Here is a 16,371-nt window from a genome sequence, read left to right as displayed (position 1 = left end):
AGCGGAATCCGCCGGTCAGGTCGTCGTACGACGGCGCCGCGCGCCCGGACGCCGCTCGCTCGGCCGGGTCACCGGATCACCGGCCTCCTTCGCCGCGTCCCGGCGCTGCGCGCCGAAGGCGGCGAGCGCCTCGGCGAGCTTGTGCACGGACGGCTCCGGCGACAGGACGTCGACCCGCAGGCCGTGCTCCTCGGCGGTCTTGGCCGTGGCGGGGCCGATGCACGCGATGACGGTCAGGTTGTGCGGCTTGCCCGCGATGCCGACCAGGTTGCGCAGCGTCGAGGACGAGGTGAAGAGCACCGCGTCGAAGCCGCCGCCCTTGATGGCCTCACGAGTGTCGGCGGGCGGCGGCGAGGCGCGGACCGTGCGGTACGCGGTGACGTCGTCGACCTCCCAGCCCAGCTCGATGAGGCCGGCCACCAGGGTCTCGGTGGCGATGTCGGCGCGCGGCAGGAAGACACGGTCGATCGGGTCGAAGACCGGGTCGTAGGGCGGCCAGTCCTCCAGCAGACCGGCGGCGGACTGCTCACCGGACGGCACCAGATCGGGCTTCACACCGAAGTCGATCAGCGCGGCGGCGGTCTGCTCGCCGACGGCCGCGACCTTGATCCCGGCGAAGGCACGGGCGTCGAGCCCGTACTCCTCGAACTTCTCCCGGACGGCCTTCACGGCGTTCACGCTGGTGAAGGCGATCCACTCGTAGCGGCCGGTGACCAGGCCCTTGACCGCGCGCTCCATCTGCTGGGGCGTACGCGGGGGCTCGACGGCGATCGTCGGGACCTCGTGCGGCACGGCACCGTACGAACGCAGCTGGTCGGAGAGCGACGCCGCCTGCTCCTTCGTCCGCGGCACGAGCACCTTCCAGCCGAACAGCGGCTTGGACTCGAACCACGCGAGCTGGTCGCGCTGGGCGGCTGAGCTTCGTTCCCCGACCACGGCTATGACCGACTGGTGCCCGTCCGGCGACGGGAGGACCTTGGCCTGCTTCAGGACCTGGGCGATCGTCCCGAGGGTCGCCGTCCAGGTGCGCTGGCGGGTGGTCGTGCCCGCGACCGTGACGGTCAGCGGGGTGTCGGGCTTGCGGCCCGCGGACACCAGCTCACCGGCGGCGGCCGCGACCGAGTCCAGCGTGGTCGCCACGACGGCCGTCGCGTCGCTCGCGCCGACCTCGCTCCAGCAGCGGTCCGAGGCGGTGCGGGCGTCGACGAAACGCACGTCGGCACCCTGCGCGTCCCGCAGCGGCACCCCGGCGTACGCGGGCACACCCACGACGTTCGCGACACCGGGGACGACCTCGAAGGGCACCCCCGCGGCGGCGCAGGCGAGCATCTCGGCGCCCGCGTTGCCGTCGAGACCGGGGTCGCCGGTCACAGCACGGACGACCCGCCTGCCACCCTTCGCGGCCTCCATGACAAGATTGGCCGCGTCCCTGAGAACGGGTACTCCGGCGGCTGTTGACGCCACGTCAACAACCGTCAGCTCAGGGGTGCTTACGCCTGCCCGCGCATGGCAGCGAACGACGTCGAGAACCTCCGGTTCGGCGACAAGGACGTCCGCGCTCGCGAGCGCCTCGACGGCGCGCAGGGTCAGCAGTCCGGGGTCGCCGGGACCGGCGCCGAGGAAGGTGACGTGTCCTTGTGCGGACAGGACCGGAAAGTCGGATACGGCGGGGCCGGTGGGGCTCAAAGTGCTCGCTCCCCCATAAGACCGGCCGCACCCTTGGCAAGCATCTCGGACGCGAGTTCGCGGCCGAGGGCCGCCGCGTCGTCGTGCGACGTGGGAACGGGACCGGTGGTGGACAGCTGCACCAGCGAGGAACCGTCGGTGGAACCGACGACACCGCGCAGGCGCAGTTCGTTGACAGTCTGACCGTCGACCAGGAGGTCGGCCAGCGCACCCACAGGTGCGGAGCAGCCGGCCTCCAGGGCGGCGAGCAGGGCACGCTCGGCGGTCACGGCGGCCCGGGTGTACGGGTCGTCGAGCTCGGCGAGCGCGGCGGCGAGGTCCGCGCTGGTTGCAGCGCATTCGATCGCCAGTGCTCCCTGGCCGGGAGCGGGCAGCATGATGTCGACCGACAGGAAGTCGGTCACCTCACCGGTGCGGCCGAGGCGGCTGAGCCCGGCGGCGGCGAGAACCACCGCGTCCAGCTCTCCGCTTCGTACGAAACCGATCCGGGTGTCGACGTTGCCCCGGATCGGCACGGTCTCGATGTCGATGCCGTGGGTCCGGGCGTACGCGTTGAGCTGCGCCATGCGGCGCGGCGAACCGGTGCCGATGCGGGCGCCGGACGGCAGCTGCGCGAAGGTCAGCCCGTCGCGCGCCACCAGCACGTCGCGCGGGTCCTCGCGCAGCGGCACGGCGGCCAGTACGAGGTTCTCGGGCTGTGCGGTCGGCAGGTCCTTGAGCGAGTGGACGGCGAAGTCCACCTCGCCCCGCAGCAATGCCTCGCGCAGGGCGGCGACGAACACACCGGTCCCGCCGATCTGTGCGAGGTGCTCGCGGGAGGTGTCCCCGTACGTGGTGATCTCGACGAGCTCGACGGCGCGCCCGGTCACCTCGCTGACCGCGTCGGCCACCAGGCCGGACTGCGCCATGGCGAGCTTGCTGCGTCGGGTGCCCAGCCGCAGGGGCGCGGTGCTCTGCGCGCCCGGGGATGAGTTGTCGGTCATGACCGCCCTCTATTCGGGTCGTTCAGGTCTGCCCGGGAGACGGCGGCCACCGTCTGCGGGTCGAGGTCGAAGAGTTCCCGCAGCGCGTCGGCATACCCGGCGCCGCCGGGCTCACTGGCGAGCTGCTTGACCCGCACCGTGGGCGCGTGCAGGAGTTTGTCGACGACGCGGCGCACGGTCTGGGTGATCTCGGCGCGCTGCTTCTCGTTCAGGTCGGGGAGACGCCCGTCGAGCCGGGCGATCTCACCGGCCACCACATCGGCGGCCATGGTGCGCAGGGCGACCACGGTCGGGGCGACATGGGCGGCGCGCTGAGCGGCGCCGAACGCGGCGACCTCGTCGGCGACGATGGTGCGCACCTGGTCCACATCGGCGGCCATCGGGGCGTCCGCGGACGCCTCGGCGAGCGACTCGATGTCGACGAGGCGCACACCGTCGATGCGGTGGGCCGCTCCGTCGATGTCGCGCGGCATGGCGAGGTCGAGCAGGGCGAGCCGGACGGGGCCGGTGCTCTGCGCGGGCACGAGGGCCCGCGCGGTCCTGGGGGCGGCGGCCGTGGCGGAACCGTTCTCCACCCACGCCGCGTGCTGGTCGAGGTCGTCGGGGGTGGCCGCGGCGGTGGCCGCGGGCGCCTCGACGGCGGCGTCGTAGGGGATGCCGAGCGCTTCGGCGACGGCCTCGGCGGTCAGGACGAGCCCGGTGGCGCCGGTGCAGGAGACCACGACGTCGGCACGTGTCAGTTCGTCCGCGACCACGGCCATCTCGACGGCGCGGGCGCGCACACCGGTGCCGTCGGCCTGGTGCAGGATCTCGACGAGCCGGTCGGCGCGGGCCCGGGTCCGGTTGGCGACGACGATCTCGGAGACGCCGGTACGGGCGAGCGTCGCGGCGGCCAGCGAGGACATCGAGCCCGCACCGATCACCAGGGCGCGCTTGCCGCCGGCCCAGGCGGCGGGGTCGGCGTCACCGGCGAGCTGCTGGAGCCCGAAGGTGACGAGCGACTGCCCGGCCCGGTCGATCCCGGTCTCGCTGTGGGCGCGCTTGCCGACCCGCAGGGCCTGCTGGAAGAGGTCGTTCAGCAGCCGGCCCGCGGTGTGGATCTCCTGGCCCAGCGCGAGCGCGTCCTTGATCTGGCCGAGGATCTGGCCCTCGCCGACCACCATCGAGTCGAGGCCGCAGGCCACCGAGAAGAGGTGATGGACGGCCCGGTCCTCGTAGTGCACATAGAGATACGGAGTGAGCTCGTCGAGCCCGACCCCGCTGTGCTGGGCGAGCAGGGTGGACAGCTCGGCGACGCCCGCGTGGAACTTGTCCACGTCGGCGTACAGCTCGATGCGGTTGCAGGTGGCCAGCACGGCGGCCTCGGTCGCGGGCTCCGCGGCGAGGGTGTCCTGCAACAGCTTGGTCTGGGTGTCGGCGGCCAGCGAGGCCCGCTCCAGGACGGAGACGGGGGCGCTGCGGTGGCTCAGACCCACGACGAGGAGACTCATGCCGGCATCACGGCGGGCATGTCCCCGTCGGGTCCCTTCCGGCTCACCGGGGTGGCGCGCATCGGCGGCGCTGCCTCGTCGGCGTCGCCCTCGACGGCCGCGGCGTCCTCGCCGGCCTTGCGCTGCTCGTGGAAGGCGAGGATCTGGAGCTCGATGGAGAGGTCGACCTTGCGCACGTCGACGCCGTCGGGCACCGAGAGCACAGTCGGGGCGAAGTTCAGGATGGAGGTCACACCCGCGGCGACGAGCCGGTCGCAGACCTGCTGGGCCGCGCCGGGCGGGGTGGTGATCACGCCGATGGACACACCGTTGTCGCTGATGATCCGGTCCAGGTCGTCGGTGTGCTGGACGGCGATCCCGGCGACGGGCGTACCGGCCATGGCCGGGTCGGCGTCGATCAGGGCCGCGACCCGGAAACCGCGGGAGGCGAAGCCGCCGTAGTTGGCGAGCGCGGCGCCGAGGTTACCGATACCGACGATGGCGACCGGCCAGTCCTGGGTGAGCCCGAGTTCGCGGGAGATCTGGTACACGAGATACTCGACGTCGTACCCGACACCACGGGTGCCGTAGGACCCCAGGTAGCTGAAGTCCTTGCGCAGCTTCGCGGAATTGACCCCCGCGGCCGTGGCGAGCTCCTCGGAGGAGACCGTGGGAACCGATCGCTCGGAGAGCGCGGTCAGTGCGCGCAGATACAGCGGAAGTCGGGCGACGGTGGCCTCGGGAATTCCTCGGCTACGGGTCGCCGGTCGGTGAGTTCGGCCAGTTGCCACGGTGCTCCTGCGGGATGAGCGGGGCTGCAGGCGGCCGTATGTCCCAAGACCGCCCCGTCGAATGCAGGCTATGTCTTTGTGAACGCGTGCACAAAGATGGTGTCCGTTTTGTCCGGTCAAAGTGACCGGGGTCACGCACATTGCCTGCGCGATCCCGGAACCATGGACCGCATCAACCCGTTGCGGGCGCGAAGGGGACAAAGCGGTGCACGCTCCTCATGTCTACGCCCCCGAGACCACTCAAAACGCCCATGATGGTAGCCGGGTTTCGGTCAGGCCCCCAGCGCGTCGCGCAGCCTGACCGGGTCGACACGCCAGAACGTGTGCTGTTCGCCATCGATCAGCACCACCGGAATCTGCTCCCAGTACTCCTTGTACAGCGCCTCGTCCTGGGTGATGTCCTTCTCCACCCACGACGCGCCGGTCTCCTCACAGACCGCCCCCACGACCGCCCTGGCGTCGTCGCACAAGTGACAACCGGGCTTCCCCACCAGGGTGATCACCCGCTCGGCGGGCTTCTTCCTCTTACGACGCAGCAAGGCACTCATGCACTCATTCTGCGCCCGCCGGAGCCCTGTCAGGCCCCGCCCGCCGCACGGCCGCCGATCCCGCGGCGGACCGATGCCGTACGCCCGGAATCACCCGTTTAACGATTCGGCCTCGGAGAGTTCACGTCTCCGCATCCCGGCAGGTCGGGCACGTACGGACGGACTGGTTATGCTCACGGCATGGCCGCTCTTGGATGGCTCACACCCCGTAGGCGTTCCGCGACTGCACGGAGCGTGCTGGCCGGCGAGGCAGCAGCCGAAGCAGCACGCAGGACCTCGCTCGCCACCGATGACCCCTCTCTTCTCCCGGAAGCGCCCGAAGTGCCGGAAGCCGCGGCATCCGAGGCCGCCGGGGAACCCGCGTTCCCGGTGGCCGGGGACGACCGCGCCGCCGCCTTCTTCGACCTCGACAACACCGTGATGCAAGGCGCCGCGCTCTTCCACTTCGGCCGCGGCCTGTACAAGCGGAAGTTCTTCCAGCGCCGCGAGCTCACCCGGTTCGCCTGGCAGCAGGCATGGTTCCGGCTGGCGGGCGTCGAGGACCCGGAGCACATGCAGGACGCCCGCGACAGCGCCCTGTCCATCGTCAAGGGCCACCGCGTCTCCGAGCTGATGTCCATCGGCGAGGAGATCTACGACGAGTACATGGCCGACCGCATCTGGCCCGGCACCCGCGCCCTCGCCCAGGCCCACCTCGACGCCGGGCAGAAGGTCTGGCTCGTCACGGCCGCCCCGGTGGAGACCGCCACGATCATCGCCCGCCGCCTCGGCCTGACCGGCGCCCTGGGCACCGTCGCCGAATCCGTCGACGGCGTCTACACCGGCCGCCTCGTCGGCGAACCGCTGCACGGCCCCGCCAAGGCCGAAGCGGTACGCGCCCTGGCGGCGGCCGAGGGCCTGGACCTGGACCGCTGCGCGGCGTACAGCGACTCCCACAACGACATCCCGATGCTCTCCCTGGTCGGCCACCCCTACGCGATCAACCCGGACACCAAGCTCCGCAAGCACGCGCGCGCCCTGGACTGGCGGCTGCGCGACTACCGCACGGGGCGCAAGGCCGCCAAGGTCGGCATCCCCGCCGCCGCGGGCGTGGGCGCCCTGGCCGGCGGCACCGTCGCGGCGGTCGCACTGCACCGCCGCCGCCGCTGATCGCACGCGTGAGCACACCCGCGAGCGCGCCCGCGGTTCCCGGCGCCCGTCCCTGCGGCCCGTGCCACGCCCGGGGCCGCAGGGCCGATCGGGACCGGATGAACACGCACCGCGACCACCCCTCCGGCCAGTCGGATTACCGACGCCCGACCACAACCTGTCGCGCCCATAGACAGATCACGAAGTAATCCGATCAATAACCGGTCACGATGTGCTACTTGATACGTCGCTGAACAGTAAGAGAAGCGACGTAATCGATGATTTTAGCAACTCGGTGTAGCGTCGCCTGTACGAAGCGTTATTCTCCTCAGACGCATACCGGAGCCGTCACCCGCTACGACGTGTGACGGTATTCGAACTGCTCGTGATGGAAGCTCTGCCTCTGGGAGTCCCGTGTACCCACACGTCGGGGTTGACGCCTCGGGCCTGGCTACGCTGCGTGCAACGGTCATTGACCGCTTGCGCGGCTTCGTCCCCACCGCGTACGCCGTCCCCGCCTTTGCCACCCCTGCACCTGCCGGCCCCTGCTACGCCCTGGCCGAACGCGGTGCGGCGGTCGGAAGACGCAGCAACCGCGGCGCCACGACCACGTCAACCGTTCGCCGGCCCACCGCCGACAGCGACAGCGCGCGCATGATGGATCTCGTCGAGCGCGCACAGGCCGGTGAGGCGGATGCCTTCGGCCGCCTATACGACCAGTACAGCGACACCGTGTACCGGTACATCTACTACCGCGTGGGCGGCAAGGCGACAGCGGAGGACCTCACCAGTGAGACCTTCCTCCGCGCGCTGCGCCGTATCTCCACGTTCACCTGGCAGGGCCGCGACTTCGGCGCCTGGCTGGTCACCATCGCTCGAAACCTGGTCGCCGACCACTTCAAATCCAGTCGTTTCCGACTGGAAGTGACCACCGGCGAAATGCTCGACGCCAACGAGGTCGAGCGCAGCCCCGAGGACTCCGTCCTGGAGTCCCTCTCCAACGCCGCACTGCTCCAAGCCGTGCGCCGACTCAACCCGCAGCAGCAGGAGTGCGTCACGCTGCGGTTCCTCCAGGGTCTCTCGGTCGCCGAGACCGCCCGCGTGATGGGCAAGAACGAGGGCGCGATCAAAACCCTCCAGTACCGAGCCGTCCGCACACTGGCCCGGCTCCTCCCCGACGACGCCCGCTGATCCCACAGCCGGGCAAAAAATCACCTTCGGCAACCAATCCGTCACACACTGGTCCGATCATCCTTCGTGCGTAACCCAAGTGCCGAACGGCTCGTTGTGCCGGTCGAAGGCCCCCTGTCGTCACCCCCTGTCCGTTACCACTCACTCAATCGTGTGGAAACGCTCAAGGTGTGCAACCTTCCGGATCCCCAGGGGAGTCGACCGTCCATGACGAGAGGAGGTGCCGCCAGTGATCGCAAACGTTTCGGCACACCGGCGGGCGAACGCCTTCGCCCAGGCCCTGGAGGAGCAGACGCCCCAGGGTGCGGCGGCCGTACAGCCCGAGGAACCGGCCGAACAGGCCGACCACGGAAAGCTGTTGGCCCTGGCGAACGGCCTCGGTGAGCTACCGAAGCCACAGTTGGATCCCGAGGTCAAAGTGGTGCAACGAGCCCAGCTCGTCGCTGCCATGGAGACCATGTTCGCCGAGGGTGGCGCGTCCACGGGCCCTCCGGTACCCGAACAACGGAACAGGGGGGCCCACCGGGCCTCCCCACTCCGGAAGTTGCGCCCCCGCTCACGCTGGGCGAAGGGCCTCACCGCCGGTGGGCTCACCGTCGGTGTGGCCGCGGGCGCTTTCGGCGGAGTGGCCGCCGCCAGCTCCGACGCCCTGCCCGGTGATTCCCTCTACGGCCTCAAGCGAGGCATGGAGGACATCAACCGCGGCATGGCCGACGGCGACGCGGACCGCGGCGAGGTCTACCTCGACCAGGCGTCGACCCGGCTCAGCGAGGCCCGCCGCCTCATGGAGCGGGGACGCTCGGGCGAGATGGACCACGAATCGCTCGGTGAGGTCAGGCGCGCGCTCAACGGCATGTCGCACGACGCCTCCGAGGGCCACCGGCTACTCCACTCCGCCTACCAGCGGGACGGCACCATCGGCCCGATCCAGACCCTGGACTCCTTCTCCCGCTCGCACCGCGAGAGCTGGAGCAGCCTCCGCGACCGACTGCCCGTGCAGCTGACCGACATCGGCGAAAAGGTCAGCTCGGTCTTCGAAGCCATGGACGAGGAGGTCGCACCGCTCCAGTCCCTGCTCCCCCGTACGCCGGGCAGGAGCGGCGGCACCGCGCGTTCCGACTCCCCCGGACAGTCCCACGACGCCACCCGGCCCCAGCGACCGGCGCCCTCGCCCCCCGTGGCCTCCGAAGGCCACAGCGGCGACACCACCTCGCCGAAACCCTCGGGCTCCGGCGACGCCTCCGCCGAAGGCCTGCTCGGCGGCGGTACGGGCGGTCTGCTGGACAACCTCCCCACGGACGGCACCCTTCCGTCCCCCGACGACGAGGCCGGCAAGCCGCCCGCTCCGGACGTGACCCTGCCACCCCTGCTCCCGGGCCTGCTCCCGGGCCTGGGAATCGACGGCGAGAGCCTGAAGCCGTAAGGCAGCACGGGAGGGGGCCGGTCACTCGATCCGAGTGACCGGCCCCCTCTCGGCGCGCTCGCACCCGAATCCCGCATCCAGAACCCGGACCTGGACCTGGACCGAACTGGCCTGGACCGGACAGACGTCAGAAGAAGACCGACCGCCGCTGCACCAGCAGCTTGTACAGCGTGTGCTGGATCTGCTCCCGCACCTGGTCCGTCAGGTTGAACATCAGCATCGGGTCCTCCGCCGCCTCCGGCGGATACCCGTCCGTGGGAATCGGCTCCCCGAACTGGATCGTCCACTTCGTCGGCAACGGCACCGCCCCCAACGGCCCCAGCCACGGGAACGTCGGCGTGATCGGGAAGTACGGGAACCCCAGCAGCCGCGCCAGGGTCTTCGCGTTGCCGATCATCGGGTAGATCTCCTCCGCGCCCACGATCGAGCACGGCACGATCGGCACACCGGCCCGCAGCGCCGTCGACACGAAACCGCCCCGCCCGAAGCGCTGGAGCTTGTACCGCTCGCCGAACGGCTTGCCGATGCCCTTGAAGCCCTCCGGCATCACCCCGACGATCTCGCCGCCCTCCAGCAGCCGCTGCGCGTCCTCCGCGCAGGCCAGCGTGTGACCGGCCTTCCGCGCGAGCTCGTTGACGACCGGCAGATGGAAGACCAGATCGGCGGCCAGCAGCCGCAGATGCCGCCCGGCCGGATGGTTGTCGTGCACCGCGACCTGGAGCATCAGCCCGTCCAGCGGCAGCGTCCCGGAGTGGTTGGACACGATGAGCGCCCCGCCGTCGGACGGGATGTTCTCGATCCCCTTCACCTCGACCCGGAAGTACTTGTCCGCGATCGGCCGGAGCATCGACATCAGGACCTGGTCGGTGAGCTCCTTGTCGTAACCGAACTCGTCGACCTCGTAGTCCCCGGTGACCCGGCGCCGCAGGAAGGCCAGCCCGCCCGCGATCCGCCGGTCCCAGCCGCCACGCTCCGGGCCCTCCTGAGCCCCCTGTGACTCCTGGGGCGGCGCGGCCGCGGATTCGGGGACCTGCCCGCCCGGCAGCGCGCTCACGGGCGCCGTGGCGCCCTCGCCCTGCCCGGTCGCGCCGCTGCCCGCCCCGGTCCGGCGACGTGCCGAACGCGGCGCGCCACCGGACCGCGAACGGTCGTCGTCGAACGGAATGACCTTGGCATCCGCCATCGTCGGTGCGCTCCTCTACCTGGCGCCGTGAGTCGTCTGTACCGCACCGGCCCCGCCACCCGAAGGCCCGGCACCGCTCCCGCCGCCCGTCGCCCCGCCACCGCCCGGCAACGGCAGCGACGCCAGCCGGTCCACCGCCCTGCCCACCGCTTCGGGCGGCAGCAGTCCCGGACCCCGGCTCCGCGCGAACTCCGCGAAGGTCTCCGCCGTGCTGAACTTCGGCCGGAAACCCAGCGTCTCGCGCATCTGCACGGTGGACACCACCCTGCCATGGGTGAGCAGCCGGATCTGTTCCGCCGAGAAGTCGGTCATGCCGATCGTACGGAGGGCCGAGCCGACCCAGGTGACGGCGGGCAGCAGCACCGGCACGGTCGGCCGCCCCAGCCGCCGCGAGCACTGCGAGAGCAGCAGCACCCCGTCGCCCGCGATGTTGAACGTCCCGCTGTTCAGCGTCCCGCGCCGGGGCTCGCGCGAGGCGATCCCCAGGACGTCGATGACATCGTCCTCGTGCACGAACTGGAGCCGCGGGTCGTACCCGAAGACCGTCGGCAGGACGGGCAGCGACAGATAGTCGGCGAGCGGCGAATCCGGATGGGGCCCCAGGATGTTCGCGAACCGCAGGACGCACACCGCGACATCGGGCCTGCGGCGCGCGAAGCCCCGTACATACCCCTCGACCTCCACCGCGTCCTTGGCGAAGCCGCCGCTGGGCAGGGACTTGGGCGGTGTGGTCTCGGTGAACACCGCCGGATCGCGGGGGGCGGAGCCGTACACACTCGTACTGGACTTGATCACGAGCCGTTGGACGGTCGGCGACTTCTGGCAGGCACCGAGCAGCTGCATGGTGCCGATGACGTTATTCTCCTTGACCGCCGTCCGGCCGCCCGCACCGAGCGCCTTGCCGGAGACGTCCAGATGGACGACCGTGTCGACGGAGTGCTGGGCGAGGACCCTGGCGATCGCGGGCTGCCGGATGTCCGCGCGGACGAATTCGGCGTCGCCGAGCCGATGCTCGGGCGTGACCGCGTCGACGGCGATCACCCGGTCCACACCGGGTTCGCGCTGGACGCGCCGCACGAAGCGGCCCCCCAGTTGCCGGGCCACTCCGGTGACGAGCACGACCTTGCCCAAGATCAGCGCCTTCCGTCGGTCGTGAGAGCGGGTCCTGCGCGGAGCGCGGGAATCCCCTGGCCGTCACCGTAGCCGGTCGATGTTGCCCTGTGACGACCCCATGACGGGCTTGACGCGGGCTTGCCCGAAAAAAGCACCGCAGCCCTCCCGCCAGGACGGCGGAAGGGCTGCGGATTCACGAACTGCGTTCGCTTACTTCTTGTTGCGACGCTGAACGCGCGTGCGCTTGAGCAGCTTGCGGTGCTTCTTCTTGGCCATCCGCTTGCGCCGCTTCTTAATAACAGAGCCCACGACTACCCTCGCTCACTTCATCTTCACTGGTGCGGGGCGTCTGGGCCCACACGACCTACGTCGGCCTAGCCTACCCGCCACTGAGTGAGGGACGTAATCCGAGGGCGATGTCAGGCCGACTCCACCCCCACAAAGGACTCGCGGAGATACTCGTGAACCGCTTGCTCCGGCACCCGGAAGGACCTTCCCACCCGGATCGCCGGCAGATGACCGCTGTGCACCAAGCGGTACACGGTCATCTTCGACACTCGCATGACCGAGGCGACTTCCGCCACGGTCAGAAACTTGACCTCGTTCAGAGGCCTCTCGCTGCCAGCAGCCATGACCCACCTGTACCTTCCGCATGCGACGCGCACCGGCTTCCCCTCCGGTGACTCTTCGTCGTTGTGCGCTCACTGCCCAGATTAGGGGCGGGTGATGCGAGTGGGGAAGAGGAGAGGCGATCGGCCGCCTACTGTGACAGACACGCCCGATTGAGTACATAGCGAGTAAGCGGGCGGTAGTAGTCCGACTGCACGCCGTCATCAAGCGGAACCGCGACGGACACCCGCCCCTCGGCCTCCCCGACGAACAGCGCGGGATCATCCGTATCCGCCAGCCCGATGGCCTCGATGCCCAGCTGACCTGCACCGCAGACCCAGCCGTGGTCCCCGATCACCAGCGCGGGCAGCACCCCGAACTGCTGCGCCGCCGCCGCCAGCGCGACCCGAACCGGCAGCGGGGAGTGGCTGTGCACGCCGGTCCCACCACCGGGGGCACGCACGCTGGGTTCGCGCATCAGAGCGACGCGTCGTACGTAGTCGAGGTGGTAGGTGCGTACGCCGAACCGGGTCGTTATGTCGACAGATCGCCCCTGCGCGGGGGTGAGTACGTGGCACCCTGCCGCCGACAAGGCGTCTGCCAGCTCGGCGTAGAACCCGATCAGCCGGTGCGGATGACCGGTCCCGAACAGCACCGGCGCCCGCCGGGCCGCCACACCGGCGAGCCGCTCGGCGAACGCGGCCAGACCGGCCAGCGTCCGTTCCGGATCGATCACATCCTGACCGGAAACGTGCGCGGGATCGTCCGAGACCCCGCACTTGTCGGCCATCAGCCGCAACAGATCCCGCTCGCCCCAGGCCCACTCCGGATCGAGGCCGAGCGTCGCCCGCGGATCTCGCGCGGCGAAGAGCCGATAACTCCGCAGGCTGTTCTCCCGCGAGGTGGCCACGGGCCCGGCCAGCCGGGCCGCCAGCAGATGAGCGCGCAGCGCTCCAGTGCTCAACACCCTTGCGATGCTCCCGCACGGCGGCCGGCCGGGGGCCGGAACCCCGACGACGCCCCACCGTTGGCGTAATGGCACGGCTCCACCGCACTCTTCGCCCTGGACGCCCGGACCCGCCCGTGCCCCCACCGCGCCCGGGGCGCCTCAGGCCAGCAGCCCCCGCAGCGGAAACGCCGCCCGCCGGGTCGCCAGCACCGCCTGGTCCAGCCGGTCCGCCGGATCGTACCCGGCCTCCCACGGCTGCCAGGACGGCGTACGCCCATCCGTCATCCGGGCCGGACCCAGCTGCCGCGTCCGGGCGTAGACCTCGTCCCGCCACGACGCCGGAATCACCGACTCCGGGTCCACCGGCGCATGCGCGGCGATCCCCACCAGATGGGTCCAGGACCGCGGCACCACATCGACGACCGCGTACCCGCCGCCGCCCAGCGCCAGCCAGCGCCCACCGTCCACATACGCGTGCACGAGATCGTGGCAGGACGCCATCACGGCCCGCTGCGCGTCCAGCGACACCGCGAGATGGGCCAGCGGATCCTCGAAGTGCGTATCGGCCCCGTGCTGGGTCACCAGCACCTGCGGCCGGAAGTCCGCCACCAGTTCGGGCACCACCGCGTGGAACGCCCGCAGCCACCCGGCGTCCCCCGTACCCGCCGGCAGCGCCACATTCACCGCACTGCCCTCACCCGCCCCGGAGCCGGTCTCCTCGGGCCATCCGGTCTGCGGAAACAGCGTGCGCGGGTGCTCGTGCATCGACACGGTCAGCACCCGCGGGTCCTCCCAGAAGGCGGCCTGCACACCGTCGCCGTGGTGGACGTCCACATCGATGTACGCGACCCGCTCCGCGCCGAGCTCCAGCAGCCGGGCGATGGCGAGCGCCGGATCGTTGTAGATGCAGAACCCCGCGGCCGCACCGGGCATGGCGTGATGCAGCCCCCCGGTGAAGTTCACCGCGTGCCGGGTCTCCCCCCGCCACACGGCCTCCGCCGCCCCCACCGACAGCCCGGCGATCAGCGCGGACGCCTCGTGCATCCCGGAGAAGGCCGGGTCGTCCACGGTGCCGAGCCCGTACGCCTGATCCGCGGACCGTGGGTCCGCGGACGCGGCCCGGACCGCCGCCACGTAGTCCGCCCGGTGCACCAGCCGCAGCGTGGAGTCCCCGGCGGCCTTCGCCGCCCGTACGTCCACTGCCCCGTCGAGCCCGAACGCCCGCACCAGCCCCATCGTCAGGGCGAGCCGGACCGGGTCCATCGGATGGCTGTCCCCGAAGTCGTATCCCGTTACTGCGTCATCCCACATCAGCTGTGCGCGGCCGCTCATGCCCGCCACCGTATCGGGCGGGTTCCGGCCCGAACGACCGGGCGTACACGAGGGTCGCGAGCACCAGGACCATCGGTACGAGCATCGCGCCCCGGTAGCTCCACGCGTCCCCGAGCGCCCCCACGAGCGGTGAACCGACAAGGAATCCCACGTAGTTGAAGATGTTCAGCCGGGCGATCGCCACATCACTGGCCCCGGGGAACATCCGCCCGGCCGCCGCGAAGGTCTGCGGCACGATCACACAGAGCCCGAGCCCCAGCATCGTGAACCCGAGCATCCCCGCCCACGCCCCCGGCGCCACGGCCACCACCCCGAACCCGGCCGCCGCCAGCACGCTCCCGCCCCGCACCACGGCCACCGCCCCGAGCCGCCGCACCCCGATGTCCCCGAGGGCCCGCCCCAGCAACGTCGTCACCATGTAGACGTTGTACGGAACCGTCGACATCTGCTCCGAACTGCCCAGCACGTCCTGGAGATACTTGGCACTCCAGTTGGAGACGGTCGAGTCCCCTATGTACGCGAAGCTCATCACGAGACACAGCGGCAGCAGCAGCCTGAACGGCACGGACACCCCACCGGCTCCGGCCACCGCGGCATCCTGCCCCTGTGGCCCCTTCCCCTCCGTGTACCAGCGGCTGCCGAGGAACGCGGCGGGCAGCAGCACCACCACGGCGGGCAGATAGGACACGAGCAACGACAGATCCCAGTGCGCCCCGGCCCAGGCCATCGACGCCCCGGCGATCCCACCGAGGCTGTACACGGCGTGGAACCCGAGCATGATGCTGCGCCCGTACGCCCGCTGAAGGCTGACGCCCATCATGTTCATCGAGGCGTCCAGCGCTCCCACCGCCAGACCGAAGACCCCCAGCGCGAGGGCGACGTGCCACACCTCCCCGCCGCCGCCCACCCCGAGCAGGGCCAGCAGCACGACGGGCTGCGCCCACCTCAGTACGGTCCCGGGCCGTACCCGCGCGACCACCTTCTCGGTGACCACGCTGCCGGCCCCCGCCAGGATCGGCACGGCGGCCAGGAAGACGGGCAGCAGCCCGTCGGATATCCCGTACTGGTCCTGGATGGCGGGGATACGCGTCACGAGCAGAGCGAAGGTCACCCCTTGCACAAGGAAGCTCAACGCCAAGGAGGCCCGACCGTGCCGCAACCGCGCATCTGTCATGGCGGGAGCGTAGGGCCAGGATCTACCCATGGGTAGATGGATCAGGCAAGCAATTCCGGCAGCTGAGCCATCTCGGAGAAGTAGCCGGTCACGCCGGTCAGCCGGTCCGCCGGCATCATCGACGTAAACCCGTACACATCCATCCCGGCGGCCCGAGCGGCCTCGACACCGAGCGGGCTGTCCTCGATGACGACACACCGCTCCGGGGCGACCCCCATCCGTTCCGCCGCGTACAGGAACAGATCCGGCGCCGGCTTCCCCCGCCCGACATCCTCCGAGCTGAAGATCCACTCCTCCTCGAACCACTGGTCGAGCCCGGCCGCCCGGTGGCCGACCCTGATCCGTTCGTGGCTGCTGGACGAGGCGACGCAGTAGTCCACCCCGTCGGCGACCAGCGTCCCCAGCAGTTCCTGCACCCCGTCCACCGCCACCAGCTCCCGCCGGAACGCGGCGAAGACCCGCGCGTGCAGTGTCTCGTCGAAGTCCGCGGGCAGCTTCTCCCCGGTCCTCTCGGCGACGAGGTCGTGCACGCGGTGCACGGCGGCCCCCATGTAGTCGCGGAGCGACTCCTCGTAGGAGGTGGGGTGACCGAGTTCGGTGAGGTAGCCGGCGAGGATGGTGTTGGAGATCGGCTCACTGTCGACGAGCACACCATCGTTGTCGAAGATGACCAGTTCGTAGCGCATGGTTCGACCCTAGACGTTCAGAACGCAGAAAAGCCCCGTGCCACAAGGCACGGGGCTTTCCCGGAAAAATTGTTCGGCGGCGTCCTACTCTCCCACAGGGTCCCCC

At 70.6% G+C, this 16,371-nt stretch carries 16 protein-coding genes; 3 read left to right on the top strand and 13 right to left on the bottom strand.

The window, feature by feature from the left end; genetic code table 11:
- Positions 1 to 15: 15 nt before the first annotated feature.
- The 5 genes from A6A29_RS31950 to A6A29_RS31930 form a co-directional block, all read right to left on the bottom strand.
- On the bottom strand, positions 16 to 1,686 hold the full coding sequence (locus A6A29_RS31950; protein ID WP_073725543.1) for a uroporphyrinogen-III synthase: 1,671 nt from the start codon (positions 1,684 to 1,686) through the stop codon (positions 16 to 18).
- On the bottom strand, positions 1,683 to 2,669 hold the full coding sequence (gene hemC, locus A6A29_RS31945) for a hydroxymethylbilane synthase (RefSeq protein ID WP_073725542.1): 987 nt from the start codon (positions 2,667 to 2,669) through the stop codon (positions 1,683 to 1,685). Before hemC ends, A6A29_RS31950 begins: the two co-directional genes overlap by 4 nt.
- Positions 2,666 to 4,159: a glutamyl-tRNA reductase gene (locus A6A29_RS31940; protein WP_073725541.1), complete on the bottom strand. Its 1,494-nt coding sequence runs from the start codon at positions 4,157 to 4,159 to the stop codon at positions 2,666 to 2,668. The genes hemC and A6A29_RS31940 overlap by 4 nt, the downstream gene beginning before the upstream one ends.
- Positions 4,156 to 4,929, bottom strand: coding sequence for a redox-sensing transcriptional repressor Rex (locus tag A6A29_RS31935; protein WP_073725540.1), 774 nt, complete (start codon positions 4,927 to 4,929; stop codon positions 4,156 to 4,158). Before A6A29_RS31935 ends, A6A29_RS31940 begins: the two co-directional genes overlap by 4 nt.
- 272 nt (positions 4,930 to 5,201) lie before the next feature.
- The gene (locus A6A29_RS31930; RefSeq protein WP_073725538.1) at positions 5,202 to 5,477 is read right to left on the bottom strand and encodes a glutaredoxin family protein; all 276 of its coding nucleotides are present in this window, start codon (positions 5,475 to 5,477) and stop codon (positions 5,202 to 5,204) included.
- A gap of 180 nt (positions 5,478 to 5,657) precedes the next feature.
- Here A6A29_RS31930 and A6A29_RS31925 point away from each other — a divergent pair, with 180 nt between their 5' ends.
- The 3 genes from A6A29_RS31925 to A6A29_RS31915 all read left to right on the top strand — a co-directional run bounded on the left by A6A29_RS31925 (position 5,658) and on the right by A6A29_RS31915 (position 9,219).
- Positions 5,658 to 6,626 (top strand): HAD family hydrolase, encoded by a 969-nt coding sequence (locus A6A29_RS31925; protein WP_073725536.1) that lies wholly within the window; start codon positions 5,658 to 5,660, stop codon positions 6,624 to 6,626.
- A gap of 393 nt (positions 6,627 to 7,019) precedes the next feature.
- Positions 7,020 to 7,796: an ECF subfamily RNA polymerase sigma factor, BldN family gene (locus A6A29_RS31920; RefSeq protein ID WP_073725534.1), complete on the top strand. Its 777-nt coding sequence runs from the start codon at positions 7,020 to 7,022 to the stop codon at positions 7,794 to 7,796.
- Positions 7,797 to 8,025: 229 nt separating this feature from the next.
- Positions 8,026 to 9,219, top strand: coding sequence for a DUF5667 domain-containing protein (locus A6A29_RS31915; RefSeq protein WP_073725532.1), 1,194 nt, complete (start codon positions 8,026 to 8,028; stop codon positions 9,217 to 9,219).
- A gap of 127 nt (positions 9,220 to 9,346) precedes the next feature.
- On the opposite strand, the gene A6A29_RS31910 is transcribed toward A6A29_RS31915, so the two are convergent.
- From A6A29_RS31910 to A6A29_RS31875, 8 genes are all read right to left on the bottom strand, one after another.
- On the bottom strand, positions 9,347 to 10,402 hold the full coding sequence (locus A6A29_RS31910; RefSeq protein ID WP_073725530.1) for a lysophospholipid acyltransferase family protein: 1,056 nt from the start codon (positions 10,400 to 10,402) through the stop codon (positions 9,347 to 9,349).
- A gap of 15 nt (positions 10,403 to 10,417) precedes the next feature.
- Complete coding sequence (locus A6A29_RS31905; protein ID WP_073725528.1) at positions 10,418 to 11,533, bottom strand: NAD-dependent epimerase/dehydratase family protein; 1,116 nt, start codon at positions 11,531 to 11,533, stop codon at positions 10,418 to 10,420.
- A gap of 192 nt (positions 11,534 to 11,725) precedes the next feature.
- A complete protein-coding gene (locus A6A29_RS31900) occupies positions 11,726 to 11,824 on the bottom strand; it encodes a 30S ribosomal protein bS22 (RefSeq protein ID WP_003948845.1) in 99 nt (32 codons plus the stop codon).
- Between the two features lie 110 nt (positions 11,825 to 11,934).
- Positions 11,935 to 12,147 (bottom strand): helix-turn-helix domain-containing protein, encoded by a 213-nt coding sequence (locus A6A29_RS31895; RefSeq protein WP_014046653.1) that lies wholly within the window; start codon positions 12,145 to 12,147, stop codon positions 11,935 to 11,937.
- Positions 12,148 to 12,275: 128 nt separating this feature from the next.
- On the bottom strand, positions 12,276 to 13,091 hold the full coding sequence (locus A6A29_RS31890) for a phosphatase (RefSeq protein ID WP_073725524.1): 816 nt from the start codon (positions 13,089 to 13,091) through the stop codon (positions 12,276 to 12,278).
- 141 nt (positions 13,092 to 13,232) lie between these two features.
- The gene (locus A6A29_RS31885; RefSeq protein ID WP_073725522.1) at positions 13,233 to 14,405 is read right to left on the bottom strand and encodes an acetoin utilization protein AcuC; all 1,173 of its coding nucleotides are present in this window, start codon (positions 14,403 to 14,405) and stop codon (positions 13,233 to 13,235) included.
- Positions 14,374 to 15,579 carry an MFS transporter gene (locus A6A29_RS31880; protein ID WP_073726464.1) on the bottom strand — a complete coding sequence of 402 codons (1,206 nt, stop codon included), beginning with the start codon at positions 15,577 to 15,579 and terminating at the stop codon, positions 14,374 to 14,376. Before A6A29_RS31880 ends, A6A29_RS31885 begins: the two co-directional genes overlap by 32 nt.
- Before the next feature lie 41 nt (positions 15,580 to 15,620).
- The gene (locus tag A6A29_RS31875) at positions 15,621 to 16,265 is read right to left on the bottom strand and encodes an HAD family hydrolase (protein WP_073725520.1); all 645 of its coding nucleotides are present in this window, start codon (positions 16,263 to 16,265) and stop codon (positions 15,621 to 15,623) included.
- Between the last annotated feature and the right edge of the window lie 106 nt (positions 16,266 to 16,371).

The organism is Streptomyces sp. TSRI0281 (genome assembly GCF_001905125.1).
Lineage (GTDB): Bacteria > Actinomycetota > Actinomycetes > Streptomycetales > Streptomycetaceae > Streptomyces.
Note: the sequence above shows the minus strand (reverse complement) of the source record. Positions and strands in the feature narration are given on the sequence as shown.

Bases quoted from the DNA above. Each gene is read 5' to 3' on its own strand.
- hemC (WP_073725542.1), bottom strand. From the start codon at position 2,669: ATGACCGACAACTCATCCCCGGGCGCGCAGAGCACCGCGCCCCTGCGG.
- A6A29_RS31940 (WP_073725541.1), bottom strand. From the start codon at position 4,159: ATGAGTCTCCTCGTCGTGGGTCTGAGCCACCGCAGCGCCCCCGTCTCC.
- A6A29_RS31930 (WP_073725538.1), bottom strand. From the start codon at position 5,477: ATGAGTGCCTTGCTGCGTCGTAAGAGGAAGAAGCCCGCCGAGCGGGTG.
- A6A29_RS31925 (WP_073725536.1), top strand. From the start codon at position 5,658: ATGGCCGCTCTTGGATGGCTCACACCCCGTAGGCGTTCCGCGACTGCA.
- A6A29_RS31910 (WP_073725530.1), bottom strand. From the start codon at position 10,402: ATGGCGGATGCCAAGGTCATTCCGTTCGACGACGACCGTTCGCGGTCC.
- A6A29_RS31895 (WP_014046653.1), bottom strand. From the start codon at position 12,147: ATGGCTGCTGGCAGCGAGAGGCCTCTGAACGAGGTCAAGTTTCTGACC.
- A6A29_RS31885 (WP_073725522.1), bottom strand. From the start codon at position 14,405: ATGAGCGGCCGCGCACAGCTGATGTGGGATGACGCAGTAACGGGATAC.
- A6A29_RS31880 (WP_073726464.1), bottom strand. From the start codon at position 15,579: ATGACAGATGCGCGGTTGCGGCACGGTCGGGCCTCCTTGGCGTTGAGC.
- A6A29_RS31875 (WP_073725520.1), bottom strand. From the start codon at position 16,265: ATGCGCTACGAACTGGTCATCTTCGACAACGATGGTGTGCTCGTCGAC.